At 39.5% G+C, this 18,764-nt stretch carries 18 protein-coding genes and 3 pseudogenes; 19 read left to right on the forward strand and 2 right to left on the reverse strand.

Annotated elements, in window-relative coordinates:
* Positions 1–174 precede the first annotated feature (174 nt).
* The 16 genes and pseudogenes from DXD02_RS13495 to DXD02_RS16290 form a co-directional block, all read left to right on the forward strand.
* Positions 175–351 (forward strand): helix-turn-helix domain-containing protein, encoded by a 177-nt coding sequence (locus DXD02_RS13495; protein ID WP_003864535.1) that lies wholly within the window; start codon positions 175–177, stop codon positions 349–351.
* Positions 352–606: 255 nt separating this feature from the next.
* Entirely contained in the window at positions 607–1,461 is an 855-nt protein-coding gene (locus tag DXD02_RS13500) for a helix-turn-helix domain-containing protein (RefSeq protein ID WP_243108253.1), read from the forward strand.
* A 1-nt stretch (position 1,462) separates the two neighbouring features.
* Complete coding sequence (locus DXD02_RS13505) at positions 1,463–2,854, forward strand: tyrosine-type recombinase/integrase (protein WP_171027973.1); 1,392 nt, start codon at positions 1,463–1,465, stop codon at positions 2,852–2,854.
* A gap of 161 nt (positions 2,855–3,015) precedes the next feature.
* Entirely contained in the window at positions 3,016–3,231 is a 216-nt protein-coding gene (locus DXD02_RS13510) for a hypothetical protein (RefSeq protein ID WP_226977413.1), read from the forward strand.
* 876 nt (positions 3,232–4,107) lie between these two features.
* Complete coding sequence (locus tag DXD02_RS13520) at positions 4,108–4,533, forward strand: GNAT family N-acetyltransferase (RefSeq protein ID WP_055195028.1); 426 nt, start codon at positions 4,108–4,110, stop codon at positions 4,531–4,533.
* Complete coding sequence (locus DXD02_RS13525) at positions 4,518–5,189, forward strand: GNAT family N-acetyltransferase (RefSeq protein WP_243106526.1); 672 nt, start codon at positions 4,518–4,520, stop codon at positions 5,187–5,189. Before DXD02_RS13520 ends, DXD02_RS13525 begins: the two co-directional genes overlap by 16 nt.
* Positions 5,190–5,425: 236 nt before the next feature.
* Positions 5,426–6,679: an ATP-binding protein gene (locus tag DXD02_RS13530; RefSeq protein ID WP_118666983.1), complete on the forward strand. Its 1,254-nt coding sequence runs from the start codon at positions 5,426–5,428 to the stop codon at positions 6,677–6,679.
* Between the two features lie 74 nt (positions 6,680–6,753).
* A complete protein-coding gene (locus tag DXD02_RS13535; RefSeq protein ID WP_330417024.1) occupies positions 6,754–7,068 on the forward strand; it encodes a hypothetical protein in 315 nt (104 codons plus the stop codon).
* Positions 7,050–7,163 (forward strand): annotated as a pseudogene (locus DXD02_RS16440) (GTP pyrophosphokinase); the annotation flags it as partial. The gene DXD02_RS13535 and the pseudogene DXD02_RS16440, both read left to right, overlap by 19 nt.
* A gap of 35 nt (positions 7,164–7,198) precedes the next feature.
* The gene (gene cls, locus DXD02_RS13540) at positions 7,199–8,758 is read left to right on the forward strand and encodes a cardiolipin synthase (protein WP_055225912.1); all 1,560 of its coding nucleotides are present in this window, start codon (positions 7,199–7,201) and stop codon (positions 8,756–8,758) included.
* A 197-nt stretch (positions 8,759–8,955) separates the two neighbouring features.
* Positions 8,956–10,389 (forward strand): phospholipase D family protein, encoded by a 1,434-nt coding sequence (locus tag DXD02_RS13545; protein ID WP_118666984.1) that lies wholly within the window; start codon positions 8,956–8,958, stop codon positions 10,387–10,389.
* The gene (locus DXD02_RS13550; RefSeq protein ID WP_044024695.1) at positions 10,368–11,078 is read left to right on the forward strand and encodes a response regulator transcription factor; all 711 of its coding nucleotides are present in this window, start codon (positions 10,368–10,370) and stop codon (positions 11,076–11,078) included. Before DXD02_RS13545 ends, DXD02_RS13550 begins: the two co-directional genes overlap by 22 nt.
* Entirely contained in the window at positions 11,078–12,121 is a 1,044-nt protein-coding gene (locus DXD02_RS13555; RefSeq protein ID WP_117802673.1) for a sensor histidine kinase, read from the forward strand. Before DXD02_RS13550 ends, DXD02_RS13555 begins: the two co-directional genes overlap by 1 nt.
* A 31-nt stretch (positions 12,122–12,152) precedes the next feature.
* Positions 12,153–13,217 carry an FUSC family protein gene (locus tag DXD02_RS13560; protein ID WP_118666985.1) on the forward strand — a complete coding sequence of 355 codons (1,065 nt, stop codon included), beginning with the start codon at positions 12,153–12,155 and terminating at the stop codon, positions 13,215–13,217.
* Positions 13,207–13,779: a CDP-alcohol phosphatidyltransferase family protein gene (locus tag DXD02_RS13565; protein WP_005335451.1), complete on the forward strand. Its 573-nt coding sequence runs from the start codon at positions 13,207–13,209 to the stop codon at positions 13,777–13,779. Before DXD02_RS13560 ends, DXD02_RS13565 begins: the two co-directional genes overlap by 11 nt.
* Positions 13,780–14,251: 472 nt before the next feature.
* Positions 14,252–14,398 (forward strand): annotated as a pseudogene (locus DXD02_RS16290) (GNAT family N-acetyltransferase); the annotation flags it as partial.
* 495 nt (positions 14,399–14,893) lie between these two features.
* Here the strand turns inward: DXD02_RS16290 and DXD02_RS13580 are convergent.
* Both DXD02_RS13580 and DXD02_RS13585 read right to left on the reverse strand, forming a co-directional pair.
* Positions 14,894–15,142, reverse strand: a pseudogene (locus DXD02_RS13580) (ATPase); the annotation flags it as partial.
* A 36-nt stretch (positions 15,143–15,178) separates the two neighbouring features.
* Positions 15,179–15,952, reverse strand: coding sequence for a diguanylate cyclase domain-containing protein (locus DXD02_RS13585; RefSeq protein WP_243030692.1), 774 nt, complete (start codon positions 15,950–15,952; stop codon positions 15,179–15,181).
* 26 nt (positions 15,953–15,978) lie between these two features.
* Between DXD02_RS13585 and DXD02_RS13590 the strand changes: the two genes are divergently transcribed.
* The 3 genes from DXD02_RS13590 (at position 15,979) to hcp (ending at position 18,675) form a co-directional block, all read left to right on the forward strand.
* Positions 15,979–16,158 carry a hypothetical protein gene (locus tag DXD02_RS13590; RefSeq protein ID WP_055225919.1) on the forward strand — a complete coding sequence of 60 codons (180 nt, stop codon included), beginning with the start codon at positions 15,979–15,981 and terminating at the stop codon, positions 16,156–16,158.
* Positions 16,142–16,825: a Crp/Fnr family transcriptional regulator gene (locus tag DXD02_RS13595; protein WP_055225921.1), complete on the forward strand. Its 684-nt coding sequence runs from the start codon at positions 16,142–16,144 to the stop codon at positions 16,823–16,825. The genes DXD02_RS13590 and DXD02_RS13595 overlap by 17 nt, the downstream gene beginning before the upstream one ends.
* A gap of 215 nt (positions 16,826–17,040) precedes the next feature.
* Positions 17,041–18,675, forward strand: coding sequence for a hydroxylamine reductase (hcp, locus tag DXD02_RS13600; RefSeq protein ID WP_118666986.1), 1,635 nt, complete (start codon positions 17,041–17,043; stop codon positions 18,673–18,675).
* Positions 18,676–18,764: the final 89 nt, after the last annotated feature.

Raw genomic sequence — 18,764 nt, forward strand, 5'->3', positions numbered from 1 at the left:
TTTACTTAATTTCATGAAAAATGTAAAAATCTAATGTTACGAGTTGCATTAAAGAAAACTCGTAAGAAAAAAGTAAAAAAATTTGCTTTTGACCACTGTAAAACATGCTCTGAGCGTTTCGTTATATGAAGGGATAATTTTTCTTTCATATTTCAAAGAAAAGAGGATAAAGAAATGTCAGAAAAAAGATGTTATACAGTTCAAGAGTTACAGGAAATCTTAGGAGTCAGCAGACCTACTATTTATAACCTTTTAAAGAAAAAGGAATTCCGGTGGATCCAGTTGGATGGCGGAAAGTATCGCATCTCTAAGAAGAGTTTCGATGACTGGCTCGATAACTTGGAACAATAAAAAACAGGGTGTTGATCAGGCAGATTTTGTCTGCAATCGACATCCTAAATTTTTATCTGGATTTGAGATATGATATAAGAAAAAAAACTAACACTAAAAAAGACAGGAAGTGAAGAATAAATGGCAACAGCAATTATGAAACAAAAAGAAGTTCCGGAAATGGACGATGTTGAAGAGATCATTTCAAAGATATCAGAAGACAGTCCTTACAAACGGCGTCCGACACAAAAGAGAACCTGGATGACCGTGCCGGAAATGGGAAAGCTGCTGGGATTAAAAAAGACAGATCGATACTGGCTGGTGCATAAAAATGTTTTTGAATCTAAAGAGATTGCTGGAAAGATACGAATCAATATTGCCAGCTTTGAAAAATGGTACGCCAATCAGATTAAATACCATAAAGTTACCGGAGAAGAACCAGGGAAAGAATTGAAATCCTGGTCCTATTCCGTTAAGGAAGTTGCGGATCTGTTGGGTGTTGATGAGTATCTTGTTTATGATTTACTCAAGAAAAATCAAATGGAAGCTGTTATTGTCGATTACTGGAAACGAATACCAAAAGAATCTTTTCAGAACTGGTATAAAAGCCAGTCCCGGTATCGAACAAAGGAAGACAGAAAAAAAGACGCTCTTCTGGAAGATGCAACAATTACGATGCCTGAGATGGCACAGCTGCTTGGAACAACCAGAAGCGCAGTATATACAATTCTTGATAATCCAAAGTATAGTCATTTTTTTGAATTCATTGTGATTGCAGAAAAGAAAAGGATCACAAAAGAGAGTTTTCGAAAATTCCTGGAAGGTCAGGATCGGTATAAGCTGGATCCATCGAATGATTATGAAGAACTTGCACAGGAACAAAATATTGCCCTGGCTAATTTCCGGCGGAAGAAATTATCACAGACCGGAATACGAGGAAGCAATGGAAATATAAAGTATCTTACTTTTGATGAAGCTTCCTATCTGGCAAAGGTCAGCAGAAGCATGATCAACAAGTGGGCGGATAAAGGAAAGTTCACAGTAATAAAAGTTGGCAGTCGAGTTAGGATCCGTCGGGATGAATTTGAGGACTGGATGGAGCAAAGAGATTTGGAAAGGAGTATGCAATAATATGGCATCTATAAGAGAACGAAACGGAAAATTTAATGTAATCTATTCTTATACGAATGAAAAAGGTGAGAGGAAACAGAAGTGGGAAACCTATGAAACGAAAGCCGAAGCAAAGAGAAGAAAAAAAGAAATTGAATATAAAAAAGAGATGGGATCATTTGTCGTCCGTAAATGCAAAACACTGGACGAGCTTATTACAGAATATGTTGCACTTTATGGCAAAGAAAACTGGGCGCTTTCTACATATGAAGGAAATGTCTCTCTTATCAATAACTATATTCTTCCGATCATTGGTGATACGAAACTCTCAGAGATCAATACCCGTTTCATCGAAAGATATTATCAGAGTCTTTTGAAGAGACGTGCAGTTATCAATCCATTGAATAAAACCAGTCGAAATGAATTTGTATCTTCCAGTACGGTCAGGGATATTAATAAGCTGCTTAGAAACTGTTTTGAACAGGCAGTGAAATGGGAGTTGATGGAGAAGAATCCTTGCACCCATGCGACTGTACCAAAACATAAATCACAAAAAAGAGACATCTGGACAGCGGATACATTGATGTATGCGCTCAGTGTCTGTGAAGATGAACGATTAAAGCTCGCAATTAATCTATCTTTCTCATGTTCCCTGCGACTTGGTGAGCTGCTTGGTCTTACCTGGGATTGTGTAGATATTTCTCATGAGGCAATTGAAGAAAACCGTGCATATGTCTTCATCAACAAAGAATCACAGCGTATAAGAAAAGAATCTTTAAATGCATTGGATGGAAAAGATGTGTTGTTGGTATTTCCGACAAATCATAAGAAGAATTCTACGGTCCGTATTCTGAAAACACCGAAGACAGAAAGTAGTGTACGTAAGATATTCTTACCGAAGAGCGTTGCTAATATGCTTGTAGACTGGAAAGCTGAGCAGGATGAAATGAAAGAAATCCTGGGTGACGAATATATGGACTATAACCTGGTTATGGCAAGTACCTTTGGTCTTCCTCTTGGTGATGGAGCAATCCGTGGCCCTTTAAAGAAATTGATCGAGGACTATAATCTCCCACCGGTTGTATTTCACAGTTTTCGTCATAGCAGTGTTACTTATAAGCTGAAACTGAATGGTGGAGACATCAAGGCGGTACAGGGTGATTCTGGCCATGCTCAGGTCAATATGGTTACAGATGTGTACTCTCATATTCTGGATGATGACAGAAGGAAAAATGCAGAGCTTTTTGAAGAAGCATTTTATGAGAAAAAGAATCTGGATCCACAGATGCATGTACAGCAGGAAAATAATAATACTACTGTTGCTGATGAAGTCGATCCGGAACTTCTGGCAAAAGTATTGGCGAATCCAGAGATGCGGGCATTGCTCAATTCACTGGCGAAGACGATGAAGTAATGAAAAATAGTGAAAAAATAGTGTAATTTTAGTGAAAAAACGATTCATAAAACGATATAATATATGGATGAAATGAGGATATTTATTGTGTATATGGATATTCTATCTCCATCATTTGATGATAGAATGACGGAGATAAATCTGAAATGAAGGAGATTCCTATGAGAGACTTTGATTTTATTGTAAGTCCTGCGAAGTTGTTAACACCTGAAATTGTTCAGATGGTTAGCAGCATCCATGAACATAAAGGCAAACAGGAATTATTTCTCGAAGCCAATGTAGATGAATTGAAAACACTCTTAGAAGTTGCATTGATTCAGAGTACGGGAGCATCCAACCGAATCGAAGGTATATCTACTGGTTATGTCCGTGTTTAAAAATATGAAAGCAGCTTATAAATTTGCCAGTCAAAAACGCATGGACAAACCGTCTCGTATGCGTTATATTATTTATAGACAAGAAAATATCTTGTACTTATGATAGGAAAGTTTAATTGAATACTGTTTACCATGATCGAACGTACGAAGCATGGTGGTCATATAACAGATGTCGATGGTAATATCAAGGCATTCCCCGATTATTAGCTGGGGCAAACAATCAGCTAACTTTCAGAGCTTTACAGAGCTTGACAGAGGGGGTATTCAGAATAACTCGAATTGAATCGGAAACAGTTTTATATAGTGTCCCATATGGGTTTACCTTACCTCAGATTGACAGAGAGTGACAATAGGTTGGAGCTCTCCTAAGCGAGGGGTCGGAGGTTCAAATCCTCTTGGCGACGGGCTTCAAAGCGTTCGAAAATGTTAGCTGGATTAGCTGACAACGAACGCTTTTGTTATTTTCTAATCACGTTCTTCAATTCTATTAGCTACAGCTAATGGTCAAACAGCAATGTCTGTTTGGAACTTTACTATCTATAAAAGTTCCAGGCAGGCATTTTTTATTTCCTGAATCCTGGAGGAAAGGAGTCAAGATGACTGAACCAAACAAGTGAAACGTCTGTTATTGAGAGGGTATGGGGAGATCCCCATCAAGATAAAACCCATAGGTTGACGGGAGGCCAAATGGCAATACCGTTAAACATGGATGGATCTTGCTCTTATTTGTATCCCTCTATATAACGAAACGCTCAGAGGCTGTTTTACAGTGAGGGAAAAGAAAAAATATCAAAAAATTGATAATTAATGGTGAACTTGTGATAGAATGGAAAAAAGAGAAAAGCATAAAGGATGTAGTTGTGGAGAATATTTGTTATGATTAGAAAGTTGCTGAACGGAGATATCGATAGAGTCGCTGACATATGGTTAAAGACAAATCTGAAAGCACATTATTTTATTTCCAATCAATACTGGAAAAGTAATTATGAATTAGTAAAAGAAATGCTGTCACAATCCGAAGTCTATGTGTTTGAAGCAGATAAAATGATACAAGGATTTGTAGGACTAAATGATGAATATATCGAAGGTATTTTTGTCTCCGATGAAATGCAGTCATGTGGCATAGGTAAGCTTTTATTAGATTATATTAAGGATAAAAAAGTTAGCTTACGATTAAATGTATACCAGAAGAATGCCAGAGCAATCTCTTTTTACCAAAGAGAAGGGTTCATTATTCAATGTGAAGATTTGGATGAAGATACTGGTGAAAAAGAGTACACTATGCTATGGAAACGAAAATAGAAATCGGAGTTTGGAGAATTAGACGTTATGAGGAGCGTAAAAATATGAATGCTGACTTCAGAATAGACGGAAAAGTAATAGAAACAAAAAGGCTCATTCTTAGATCATTCAAACAAACAGATTTGGAGGATTTCTATGAGTATGCATCTGTCGAAGGTGTTGGGGAGATGGCAGGATGGAAACATCATGAAAATATTGCTGAATCTCAAAGTATTATGAATTCCTTTATCAGTGAGGATAAAATATTTGCAATCTGCTTAAAGAAAAACAATAAAGTAATCGGTACTGTTGGCATAGAAAAATATGGGTTAGAAGATGCTTTGACAGAATTCAAGGATTATTACGGCAGAGAATTAGGATATGTTTTGAGTAAAGATTATTGGGGAAAAGGACTTATGCCCGAAGCCGTAAATGCAGTTAAAGATTATTTATTTGGCGAATTGGATTATGATTTTCTGATTTGTGGTTACTATGATTTCAATGAACAATCAAAACGAGTTCAGACAAAATGTGGCTTCAAACCATATCGTTCATTGGTCATGACAACGCAAATGGAGACAAAAGAACAAGGTACATTGATGTTGTTGCTGAATTCCAAGAAGAATATTAAATTAGTTTTTTCACATCCGGAAACCTTAATCTCCGAAAATTGGTAAAATCCAGTTTGTTGAACTGAATCCGAAAAGCATTAGGGCGCAGAGGAGATAGAATCCTTTGCGTAAAAGACTAACGAACATATTTAATGAAACATCGGAACCATCTTCTTTTTGTTGTCTACCTATAATAACGATTGGAGTAATCGATTATAGACACTGCAATCAAAAAAATCTGAAAATATATTTATCAACATTACATAAAAGTGTGTAGATGCACGGAAATGGGGAGTGTAACGATGGAGATTAAAAGAGACGCTTACCTACAGCAGCTGATCGAGCGAAAAGATAATGGAATGATAAAGGTGATTACCGGCATTCGTAGATGTGGCAAATCCTTTTTGCTGTTTACCATCTTTAAGAGATACTTACTGGAGAACGGCGTTGATGTTGATCATATTATTGAGATTGCATTGGACGGTATTGAAAATGAGGAACTAAGAGATCCTAAGATGTGTTTCAAGTACATCAAAGATGCCATGAAAGACGATGGCAAATACTATCTGCTTCTTGATGAAGTGCAGTTTATGTCACAATTTGAGAAAGTGCTGAACAGCCTGCTCCGCATGAGCAATATTGATGTGTATGTCACCGGAAGTAATTCCAAGTTCCTGTCCAGCGACATTGTGACCGAATTCCGTGGCAGAGGTGATGAGATTAGAATCTACCCTCTCTCCTTTGCAGAGTTTTATTCTGTCTATGACGGCGATTATGATGATGCCTGGGATGACTACATGATCTACGGAGGATTGCCGCAGATCGTAAGTTTCCAGAGCGAACGACAGAAAGCGGACTATCTGAAGAACATCTTTGCAAATGTCTATCTGAAGGATGTTATTGAAAAAAATAAGATTCAGAACGTGGATGAGATTGGGATTCTGGTTGATGTGCTTGCATCTGCAATCGGCGCACCGACCAACCCTTCAAAGATTGCCAATACCTTTGCCAGTGAGCGCCAGATGACTTATGCTAATAAAACCATCTCCAAGCATATCGACTATTTGACAGATGCCTTTTTGATTTCCAAGGCAAGCCGATACGATATTAAGGGCAGAAAGTATATCGGTGCAAATCTGAAATACTACTTTACGGATCTGGGACTGAGAAATGCACGTTTGAATTTCAGACAGCAGGAGCCTACTCATATCATGGAGAACATTGTTTATAACGAGCTGTTGATCCGTGGCTACAATGTTGATGTGGGTGTCGTGGATATCTTCGATAAGGATAAAGAGGGCAAACGTGTTCGCAAGCAGTTGGAGGTTGACTTTGTGGTGAATCAAGGAAACCAGAGATACTATATCCAGGTTGCATATGACAGGACTTCGGAAGAAAAACAGACGCAGGAGTTCAATTCTCTGCGTAATATCCCGGACTCTTTCAAGAAGATCGTCATTGTAAATGGCAGCAAAAAGCCTTGGAGAAATGATGAAGGTTTTGTCATCATGGGAATGAAGTATTTCTTGCTGAATGCGAATAGTCTGGAATTTTAAGTCGATTTGAGTTGTTGCTGTGGTGTTGTTCTATTTCAAAAAAGAGTGAAATGATATAAATAAGGCCAGCCGATGTGGTAGCATTTATGTGGGAGTACATGAAAGTACCGGAGGATTCAAGAGAAAAAGTTAAGAATCTGCTTAAAGATGCAAATGAAAATGGAGTAAAAATAAGTCATCAGGCACCAACACTGTATGATGTTGTTCCGAAAGAAGAAATTGCTGAATTTGAAGAGCTTATGCGCAAAACCATAGCTGACATTGTATCAGAAGCCAGTAGCGTTGCCTGTTGGGTGTATGTGCAGAAATATGTGAAGCACAAAACCCTAAACGAAATGCTGCAAGAATTGCCAGACGTAAGTCAATTCATCCTGGCTATGATGAGATAAGTGAAGAATTACTTCATTCTGCAAGAGCTATCCTTGAAGCAGATAATGAAATGCAGAGAATAAAAGACAAAATTGGTATGTTACACGAAATTTAGGGAGAAAACTGAGCAAGTAGGAAGGTGGAATATATATGAAACAAGATACTTTAGAGGGCAAAGCAAAAACAAAAAATGGGGTAAAACGGCTGTGCTTTTCCATAATCTGCATTCTTCTGGAAGTGATTTTTATTATTACTATCGTAACACGCTTGAATGAATATGCAGAAATCATAAATTTATTTACAAGGATTTTGAGTGGGATCTTGGTTTTGGGATTGTACGCATCAAATAAGACATCCTCTATGAAAATGCCTTGGGTCATCTTAATTCTAATTTTCCCAATTATGGGTGTAGGCCTGTATTTGTTGATTGGTTTGAATGGCGGCACACATAAAATGCGTGAGCGATATGCAGAAATTGATAGCAAATTGTTACCAATGCTCCCGGACAGTCAGGAGTGTTTGAGCAGAATAAAAGAAACAATTCCGAAAGCAGGAAATATAGCAAGTTACATACAAAGAAATTCGCAGTATCCAATCTATCAGAATACGGATATTGTGTATTTTGATGAAGCAGTGAAAGGATTAGAGGCACAGCTTAAGGATTTGGGGAAAGCACAGAAGTTTATCTTTATGGAATATCATGCGATAGAAGACGCTGAAGCATGGCATAAGATTCAAGATGTTCTGGAAGAGCGAGTAAAAGCAGGTGTGAAAGTTAGAGTATTCTACGATGATATGGGTTCTATAGGCTTTATTAACACAGATTTTGTGAAAAAGATGGAGGCAATAGGAATTCATTGCCGTGTATTCAATCCGTTTATGCCAGGTTTAAATCTGTTTTTGAACAATCGTGATCATAGAAAAATAACAGTTATTGATGGAAAAGTCGGATTTACAGGTGGATATAATCTAGCAAACGAATATTTTAATTACACACACCCGTATGGACAGTGGAAAGATACAGGTATTCGTTTAGAAGGAGATGCTGTTCAGTCGCTTACGGTGACATTTTTGGAAATGTGGAATGCAGTAAGTGATAAGGATGCTAATGATTCTGATTTTAGTAAATACCTTTTCCACTATGATTATGCGGCACAGCAAACTGGGTTTGTTCAACCTTATGCAGACAGCCCTATGGATAATGAGCAAGTAGGAGAAGAAGTTTATATCAGTATGATAAATAAAGCTGAAAAATATTGTTGGTTTATGACTCCATATCTAATCATAACAGATGAAATGACGCATGCGTTATGTCTGGCTGCTAAGCGAGGGGTAGACGTAAGAATTATCACACCTGGTATCCCTGATAAAAAATTCATTTATAATATAACTCGTTCTTTTTATCATGGATTGGTTAAACATGGTGTTCGTGTTTATGAGTGGACTCCTGGTTTCTGTCATGCAAAAATGAGTGTGGCAGATGACTGTATGGCAACTTGTGGAACAATTAATCTGGATTATCGAAGTTTATATCACCATTTTGAAAACGGCTGTTTTATGGCAGATTGTCAGGCAGTTGTGGAAATAAAAAATGATCTGATAAGAACGATGGGAGAATGTCGTGATGTGACAGACCAATATCAAACCGGACGAAGTGCATATTTGCGACTGGGACAATTATTTATGAGATTATTTGCTGGATTGCTATAAGAATCTGATGAAACGACCTTTCAAAAAACAGTTGATTTAGAAGTTAACTGTTTTTGAAAGGCCGTTTTTGCTATATCTAACAGTCTGTTGTACAAAGAAGATTTTGCATTGATGAAAAAACAAACCTTGTTGAGGTTAAATTGAGATTGACTTTGTATTGTATAAGTATGAAATAAAAAGGAATCAGGTGATGTACAATGAAAAAGTATAAAATATGTAAAATCCTTCTTGTTATACTGGCAATTTTTTTATGTGTGGCTTTTTATGAATTGCTCGGAATCCACGTTGCATATAAAAAGCAGCCGGAAGTGTCCAATACAACCAAAAAAGAAACAAAAAATGGGTCATGGAACGAATGCAGTGAAAATACAGAACGGGCAGTAATCATAGAAAAGAATCCAGAAGCGCTTTTACAAAGAGTGCGTTTGATCAAGAATGCAAAAAAGGAAATTATTCTTTCTACTTTTGCATTTCAATCCGATGAAAGTGGAAAATTGATTTTAGGAGCACTGCATGATGCGGCAGACAGGGGTGTACATATTCGTCTGTTAGTAGATGGAATGGAGAGCTGGATTGATATGGAAGGAAATCCGTATTTCTATGGATTATCTTCCCATGAGAATGTTGAAATTAAACTATATAATAAGGCCAATCCGTTGAAACCGTGGAAAATGATGGGTAGAATGCATGATAAATATTTGATTGCAGATGGAAAGAGATATATTCTTGGGGGAAGAAATACATACAATTATTTCCTGGGTGATTTTCCGGGACATAAGAACTATGACAGAGACGTGTTAGTGGTTTGCGATGAACCTGAGAAAGAAAATTCAGTTAACCAGTTGTTAGAGTATTTTGAAACGATATGGGAACAAGAAGACAGTGGTTATTTTCATGACAATAAAAAACTGGCAAATAGAAAATCTGTAAAGAACGCAGTTTTAGAACTGCAGAACGGCTATCAGAAATATTTTGAAGAGAATAAGGAAAGAATCTGCGATACCGATTACACGGACGAAACTTTTGATACAGAAAAGATTGCATTAGTGTCAAATCCTATCCACACAGGTTCCAAGGAACCAGTAGTCTGGTATCAACTGGGAGAACTAATGAAAAATGCAAAAGAGCGCGTGAAAATTCATACACCATATATTATTTGCAATGATATGATGTATAATACATGGAAAGAGATTGCGGAGAGAGTTCCGGATTTTTCTATCATGACCAATTCGGTTGCCAACAATGGAAATCCGTTTGGTTCTGCTGATTATGCGAGAAACAGAAACAGAATTTTAAATACAGGAATTGATATCTGGGAGTATGAAGGCGGCTATTCTTACCACGGAAAAAGCATCCTGATTGATGATGATCTATCCGTAATCGGTTCCTTTAACATGGATATGAGAAGCACGTATCTGGATACGGAACTGATGCTTGTAATACGTAGCAAAGAGATTAATAAACAGTTGGAAGAAGGCATGATGGAATATGAAAGAGTGTCCCGACAGGTATTGGAAGATGGAACCTATCGTGATCCATATCATGTAGAGCCAATCGAATTAACAAAGAAACGTCAGAGAAAAATATTTTTGGTACAGCATCTGCTTGGATGGGCAAGGTATCTGTTTTAATAAGGAGGAAGGAAAACGTGTTTCAAATATTGATTGTAGAAGATGATAAAGAATTAAGCCAGCTATTCCAAAAAGTGCTTGAGAAGAATGGATATCAGGTCAAAAGTGCATCGGATGGAGCACTGGCATTAGAAATATTGGATAAAGAGTATATTGATCTGATCATTTCCGATATTATGATGCCGGTTATGGATGGTTATGAACTGGTGTCGGAACTCCGTTCAGCAGGATATCAGATACCGGTACTTATGATCACTGCGAAAGGTTCCTTTGATGATATGCGCCAGGGATTTCTTTCGGGAAGTGACGATTATATGGTAAAACCGGTAAATGTGAATGAAATGGTTTTAAGAGTTGGAGCACTGCTTCGCCGTGCACAGATACTGAATGAACACAAAATTGTGATCGGTTCAACAGAGTTTGATTATGATGCAATGACGGTTACAACTGATAAGGAAAGTCTTGTTTTGCCTAAAAAAGAATTCCTGCTTTTATATAAGCTTGCAGCTTCGCCAGGCAGAACATTTACAAAACAACAGTTGATGGATGAAGTATGGGGATACGAGACGGAGGCAGACCCACATACGATAGAGGTACATATAGGAAGAATCAGAGAGCGTTTTAAAGATAACCCTGATTTTGAAATCGTAACAATGCGTGGAATTGGATACAAGGTGGTGAAAAAATAATGGAACAAAAGAAAGAAAAAGGATTGCGGATCCGATCCTGTCTGACTGGTGCAATCTGGCTGGCACTTGTATTTTCAACAGTCATATCTGCTTTATTATTTGCTTTTTTGAATCATTTTTTTAATCTGCCGGGCAGCATATCTGTGCTTGGCTGGCTTTTGATTTTCAATACATTGATTGCAGGGCTGATCACTTCCTTTATCAATGCAAAGTTACTGGAACCAATTACCAGACTTAGTAAAGCAATGAAGGAAGTTTCTCAGGGAGATTTTGAACAGCATTTGGAAACGAACAGCCGTATAGCAGAAGTTGGAGAATCTTATCAAAGTTTTAACGTTATGACAAAAGAACTTCGTGCAACAGAGGTGCTGCAGATGGATTTTGTATCTGATGTTTCTCATGAGTTTAAGACCCCGATTAATGCCATTGAAGGATATACAATGCTGCTTCAGGGAGAAGAACTGTCTCCGGATCAAGAGGAATATGTAGAAAAAATCTTATTTAACACCCAAAGACTTTCCGGATTGGTTGGTAATATTTTGCTGTTATCCAAGTTAGAGAATCAGAATATACCAATGAAAAAAAAAGAATATCGTCTGGATGAACAGATCCGCCAGGCATTTCTTTCATTGGAAACAAAATGGACAGAAAAAGAAATTGGTTTTCAGGTAGAATTGGAGGAAGTTAAATATACTGGGAATGAAGGACTTTTTATGCATATCTGGATAAATCTTTTGGATAATGCGATTAAGTTCAGTCCTTCAAAGGGGACAATTACGATGTTTCTGAAACAAGAACAGGATTCTGTTAAGTTCATTCTGGAAGATGAAGGACCAGGAATAGAGGATGATGTAAAATCCAGAATATTTGACAAGTTCTATCAGGTAGATGGATCTCATAAAGCAGAAGGAAATGGCCTAGGTCTTGCACTTGTAAAACGGATTGTAGATAGTGCCGGAGGAACAATCAAAGCAGAAAACCGTGAATATGGTGGATGCAGATTTGTTGTAGAGCTTCCAATCCAGAAAGATAAGGCCATATAAGTTTAAGAAAAACAGATAGAGGAGGAATTACATGACATTTTATCAGGAGTTGCAGTTAAATCAGGCAGGTTCTAAAAACCTGTTGAAAAAGAGTGAAACACTAAAAGAAAAATCATATCATATGTGGGTATATCTGGTGAAGATAGCTGCTACAATGGCATTTTGTTTTTGCTTTGTTAGTATTTTCAGTATCCTATTTGGAAATGAGAACAGCATTGTAGGTGTAGTAGTCTTATTATGTCTCATGGTGTTTAGAAATGCGGATCTGGGGATCCACACCGGACAATCTACGATGCTTTTGGCTCTGTTCTTTGTAATTATGACTGTATGTCCGCATTTAGCAAATCAGTTTTCACCGGTATTGGGAATGCTGTTAAATATTGCGGCACTGGCTGTGTTGATTCTGTTCGGATGCCATAATCCATTCATGTTTAATCAATCTACATTGGTTCTTGGGTATCTACTGCTATATGGTTATGATGTTACGGGAAAAAGCTATCAGATGCGATTAGTCGGAATGGCTTTAGGTGCAGCACTTACCTGCTTCGTATTTTATCGAAATCATAAAAACAGAACCTATAAAAGAAATCTGAAAGATCTGATACAAGAATTTGATATCACTTCTTCCAGAACAAAATGGCAGATATGTCAGATTTTATGCGTACCGATTGTCCTTTGCATTGCAGAACTTTGTAATATGCCACGTGCAATGTGGGCTGGTATTGCGGCCATGTCCACGATTTTGCCGTTTATGGAAGATATGCACTACAGAGTCCGTAAAAGGATTGTCGGAAATATTGCAGGTGTTATATGTTTTACAGTATTATATTTTCTGCTTCCTTCGTCAATCTATGCATATATAGGAATTCTTGGTGGAATCGGTGTAGGATTTTCAGCACAATATGGCTGGCAGGCAGTATTTAACACATTTGGTGCTTTAGCCATTGCTGCAGAGACTTATGGACTACAAGGAGCGGTTAGTCTTAGAGTGATTCAAAATGTTTTTGGTGTTGTGTTTGCTTTAGCATTTTGTGTTATATTTTATTGGTTTATGTCTAAAAAAAAGGAAAGTAAGGTGACCGTACATGCAGAGTGAAGTGAATCAGGAAGAAAATTTGAATAGAATTATTACGGTTCCTAATCTTCTTTCTTTTTTTCGGCTTTGTCTGATTCCGGTAATTATATGGAGTTATTGTGTAAAGAAAAATCCTCTGTTAGCTGGTGAAATCTTATTGCTGTCTGGGCTTACGGATCTTGCTGATGGATATATCGCAAGAAGATTCCATAGGATTAGTAATTTAGGAAAAATACTTGATCCGGTGGCTGATAAGCTGACACAGGCAGCGATGTTAATCTGTCTGTTTACTCGTTTTCCGCATGTGCTTCTTTTAATCGTAATAATGGCAGGTAAGGAGCTGTATATGGTAGTCAGTGGATGTCTTGTGATACGAAAGACAGGAAAAGTACATGGTGCAGACTGGCATGGAAAGATAGTAACCTTTTTATTATATGGAACTGCAGCGGTGCATATTATATGGTTCCACATTACACCGATGGTATCAGATCTGTTGATTGGTTTGTGCGCTATAATGATGGTCATATCGGTCGCTCTGTATATTATCCAGAATACCAGGACTCTTAAGGGAGAGACTGTATAAGCAATTTTATATTGCAATGACTAGAAAAATATTTAGGAGAATCCTATAAAATGTCTGTGATTCAGTTCTTTATCTTTGTTTTTTGTTCTCATACTCCTCCTTGCGCTGAGACTATTCCTCCCACCGGGAGTCCACGTATTTCAATATCGGCTGTCCCTTCCGATATTAGAAATAGTGCTGTGAACACCTTTAGGTGAAACCAACAGACAAGTGAAACGTCTGTTATTGAGAGGGTATGGGGAGATCCCCATCAAGATAAAATCCATAGGTTGACGGGAGGCCAAATGGCAATACCGTTAAACATGGGTGGATCTTGCTCTTATTCGTATCCCTCTATATAACGAAACGCTCAGAGGCTGTTTTACAGTGGGGGAAAAGAAAAAATATCAAAAAAATGATGATTAATGGTGAGCTTGTGATAGAATAGATAAAGAGAAAAGCATAAAGGATGTTGTTGTGGAGAATATTTGTTATGATTAGAAAGTTGCTGAACAGAGATATCGATAGAGTCACTGACATATGGTTAAAGACAAATCTGAAAGCACATTATTTTATTTCCAATCAATACTGGAAAAGTGATTATGAATTAGTGAAAGAAATGATGTCACAATCCGAAGTTTGTTGAATTAAAAATGAAATAAAGTTCCAGTAATCATAGAGTGTATGGATTCAATTCCATATGCTCTTTTTCTTTACTTAATTTCATGAAAAATGTAAAAATCTAATGTTACGAGTTGCATTAAAAAAACTCGCAAGAAAACTCGTAAGAAAAAAAGTAAAAAAATTTGCTTTTGACCACTGTAAAACATGCTCTGAGCGTTTCGTTATATGAAGGGATAATTTTTCTTTCATATTTCAAAGAAAAGAGGATAAAGAAATGTCAGAAAAAAGATGTTATTCTAATCTTCACAGAGAACGGATCAGCTACAGTGAAAAAGCTTTTGCTTGGGTTTGTCAGTTCGCATTTCTTGTCAAAAGACATCGGATCACAGTTCAGTACATCCATATAAAACTCTTTTCGTAGGATGCTTTGTCTGAATTCATCTGCAATCTCCGTCATAATAAAAATATCTCCATCATTTCAAAAGAGAATGCTGGAGATATTTCGCCTTGCTTATTCTTGTAGTAACCAATCGGCTATATCGTAAATTACGATTCCTTCATAGCTATATTGGGGATGTTTGGTTCTAGCAATAATCATTTTCGGATAAGCATCTCGAATCTGAAGCCGAGGAAAGCATTCTCTCTCAAATGTTTACTGCCCGGAAATGTTGTCGCTGATTTGAATATAAAACTTCTCGTTGCTTCTCTGCGCAACAAAGTCGATTTCCTTTTGATAGAGCTTGCCGACATAAACATTATATGAAAATAGATCATACGCTCTGTTTTTTGCAATATTTTATCTTGCGAATTTATCATTGTAACGAATATGCATATCTTCCCAATCCATGAACAATACATAAAATACTTTCCCGTATTGCGGACTCTCTACAATTCTTCCATGATCAAGAACAGAAAAATAAGTTCCGTCAGCTTTTCGAAGATGAAAGTGAATATAGTCATTTTCATTGACGTTGTCAATCTGTTCCCAGATACTCGATTCTATCTGTTGCTGTTCAGCTTCACGAATCAAGTTGCGAAAACTTTTCTCAGTAAGTCTGAACAGTTCATCTATATTTTTATATCCGGACATATGAAGAAATTCATCATTTGCAAAAAATAGTTCATCATCTTCTTTGTCAGCTCTGTATATGATGAATGCACCTGGAAGATGTTCAGAGATATCCTTGAATGCGAATCCAAGTTGTTTGCGGGCACCTGACCGAAGTCCTTCTCTGTAGACCATACATCCATTTTTTCCATGAAGTTTTATTTCATAAAGAGCGGCATCTGCGAAGCGCATGAGCTGTGAACGATTGGATGCAAATGTTGGATATTCTGCATATCCTAGAGAAATATAAAATGCATGTTCCTTACCACGGTATGAGAATGATTTAGGAAGTTTGGTGAATTTCTGCAGCTGTATAGCTGCTTCTGCAAAGGTACAATTTGGTAAAAGAATGCAGAATTCGTCACCACCATTTCTTCCAAGTAATGCATCGGATAGACTTTTGTTTCCGGCATTAAAAATTCCATCGACATCCGTTTCTGCACACGGTATAATAGGTATCATGTAAAGAAAAAGGAGGTTGTTTTCTTATGTTATCCTGCACCTACGAAGTAGTCGCCATCGATGGTGATTACGCGCATTTACGCCGCAATGACATCGAACCGGAGGACAATGAAATGAAACTGGTTGCCCGCGCACTGCTGCCGCCGGAAATTATGGAGGGCAGTATTTTGAAATACGAGATGCTGCAGTATGAAATCATTGGCTGATGCTGTTTTTCCGGCCGAGGTGTTTTCTCTCCCGCTCTTTCATGGCATCTCGGAAACCGGGCGGACGGCTCTTGTTTCGAGCGGGTGGCTGCGGACGTGTTCGTTTGAGAAAAACCAGACCATTTATCACATGGGTGACCGCGTGTCCGAACTGGGGATTGTGCTGTCCGGCAGCGTTTTCGTGGAGAATACGGATCTCTGGGGCAACCGCAGTATCTTAAGCAAGATCACCCCCGGCCAGGTATTTGCCGAAACGTATGCCTTCTGTCGGGAGCCGATGATGGTGAATGTCACGGCAGCCGAAGCCTCGACGGTTCTCTTTTTCAATCTTCGAAACCTCGACCAGACCGCCGATGGTGATGATGCATGGCTGTCCCAGCTTCGCAGTAACATGCTCCGCATCTCCATGCAGAAAAATCTTACCCTCTCCAACCGCATTTTCTGCACTACACCAAAGACGATCCGCGAGCGCGTGCTGGTCTACCTCGCCGCGCAGTCTGCCAAAACCGGCGCCGACACCTTTACGATCCCCTTCGACCGCCAGGGCCTCGCCGACTACCTGAACCTCGACCGGAGCGCCCTCTCCAAAGAACTCGGAAAAATGCAGAAAGAGGGAATCCTCGAATTTCATAAAAACAAATTTACGCTGCGTCATCCGTCTCTCTAGGCGGTACCGCAGCGTAAATTTTTTACCGTTTCATCGTTTCAAATGCTTATTTTTCATAAACGAATATACACAAAAAGTATTTTCCGTGGTTATAACCACATACTTTTCCTGTTATATCCGATATTCTGTACGTGTAAATTATGAAACTCCGCGCAGATCTGTTTTTCCCTCTGCGCTTAACCCCTCGGAAATACCCTACAGGAGGAACTATTTTTATGGAACAGAATATGTTTTGCTACCAGTGTCAGGAAACTGCCGGCTGCTCCGGCTGTACAAAATCCGGTGTCTGTGGAAAGCGCCCGGAGACAGCGGCGCTGCAGGATCTGCTGATCTGGACGACGAAAGGACTTTCCGCCGTGACGACACAGCTCCGCCGCGAAGGAAAAACCGTCGATGCCAGCGTCAATCATCTCATCACCGAAAACCTGTTTACGACCATCACAAACGTGAACTTTGATGATGATACGATCCGCGCACGAATTGAGGCAACGCTTGAGACCAAAGCGCTTCTCGCTCAGCTTGCCGACTGCTCCGCTCTGCCGGAAGCCGCCCTCTGGAACGGCACAACCGATGAGTTTGCCGCAAAAGCAGTAACCGTCGGCGTACTTTCCACGGAAAATGAGGACATCCGCTCTTTACGCGAGCTCATCACCTACGGTCTGAAAGGACTTGCCGCGTACACCAGCCATGCCAATGTTCTCTTAAGAGAAAACGAGGAAATCGATGCCTTCCTGCAGCGTGCTCTCGCCGCAACGCTCGACGATTCCCTCTCCGCAGAGGAACTGACGGCTCTCGCACTCGAGACCGGCTCCTACGGCGTGCAGGGAATGGCACTGCTCGATGAGGCCAATACTTCCGCTTACGGCAATCCGGAGATCACCACCGTCGATCTCAGTGTCGGCACCCGCCCGGGTATTCTCGTCTCCGGCCATGATCTGCGCGACCTCGAGATGCTGCTCGAGCAGACCGTGAACACCGGCATCGATGTTTACACCCACTCTGAAATGCTGCCTGCACACTACTATCCGGCGTTCAAAAAATATGAACATTTTAAGGGAAATTATGGTAACGCCTGGTGGAAGCAGAAAGAAGAATTTGAAGCCTTCAACGGCCCGATTCTGATGACGACGAACTGTATCGTGCCGCCGAAGGACAGCTACAAAAACCGTATTTACACAACCGGAGCGGTTCGTTATCCGGGATGCCCGCACATCGACGGCGTCATCGGTGAGACAAAAGATTTCTCTCTGCTCATCGAACAGGCAAAGCACTGCGCACCGCCGACGGAACTCGAGCAGGGAACCATTGTCGGAGGCTTCGCCCATGCACAGGTACTCGCCCTGGCAGACCAGATCGTCGATGCCGTGAAATCCGGCGCGATCAAAAAATTCGTTGTCATGGCTGGATGTGACGGCCGTGCAAAGAGCCGCAGCTATTACTCTGATTTTGCACAGGCACTGCCGAAAGACACCGTGATTCTGACCGCCGGCTGTGCAAAATACAAATACAACAAGCTGAACCTCGGCGACATCAACGGCATTCCGCGCGTCCTCGATGCCGGCCAGTGCAATGATTCCTACTCTCTTGCCGTGATTGCACTGAAATTAAAGGAGGTCTTCGGCCTCGACGATATCAACGATCTGCCGATCATCTACAATATTTCCTGGTACGAGCAGAAAGCTGTGATTGTTCTTCTGGCACTGCTGTCGCTCGGTGTCAAGAACATCCACCTCGGCCCGACACTCCCGGCATTTTTAAGCCCGAATGTTGCAGCTCTTCTCGTTGAAAACTTCGGCATCGCCGGAATCGATACCGTTGAAAACGATATGGAATTGTTTTTCGGGAAATAAAGAAAACCCCTTGCTTTCTTTCATTTTTCCACGTATACTGTATATGTTCAGACAAAAATATCTTTGAATTTGGGCATATCAGAAAACGG

The sequence above is a fragment of the Blautia sp. TF10-30 genome (genome assembly GCF_003481245.1).
GTDB lineage: Bacteria > Bacillota > Clostridia > Lachnospirales > Lachnospiraceae > Fusicatenibacter > Fusicatenibacter saccharivorans.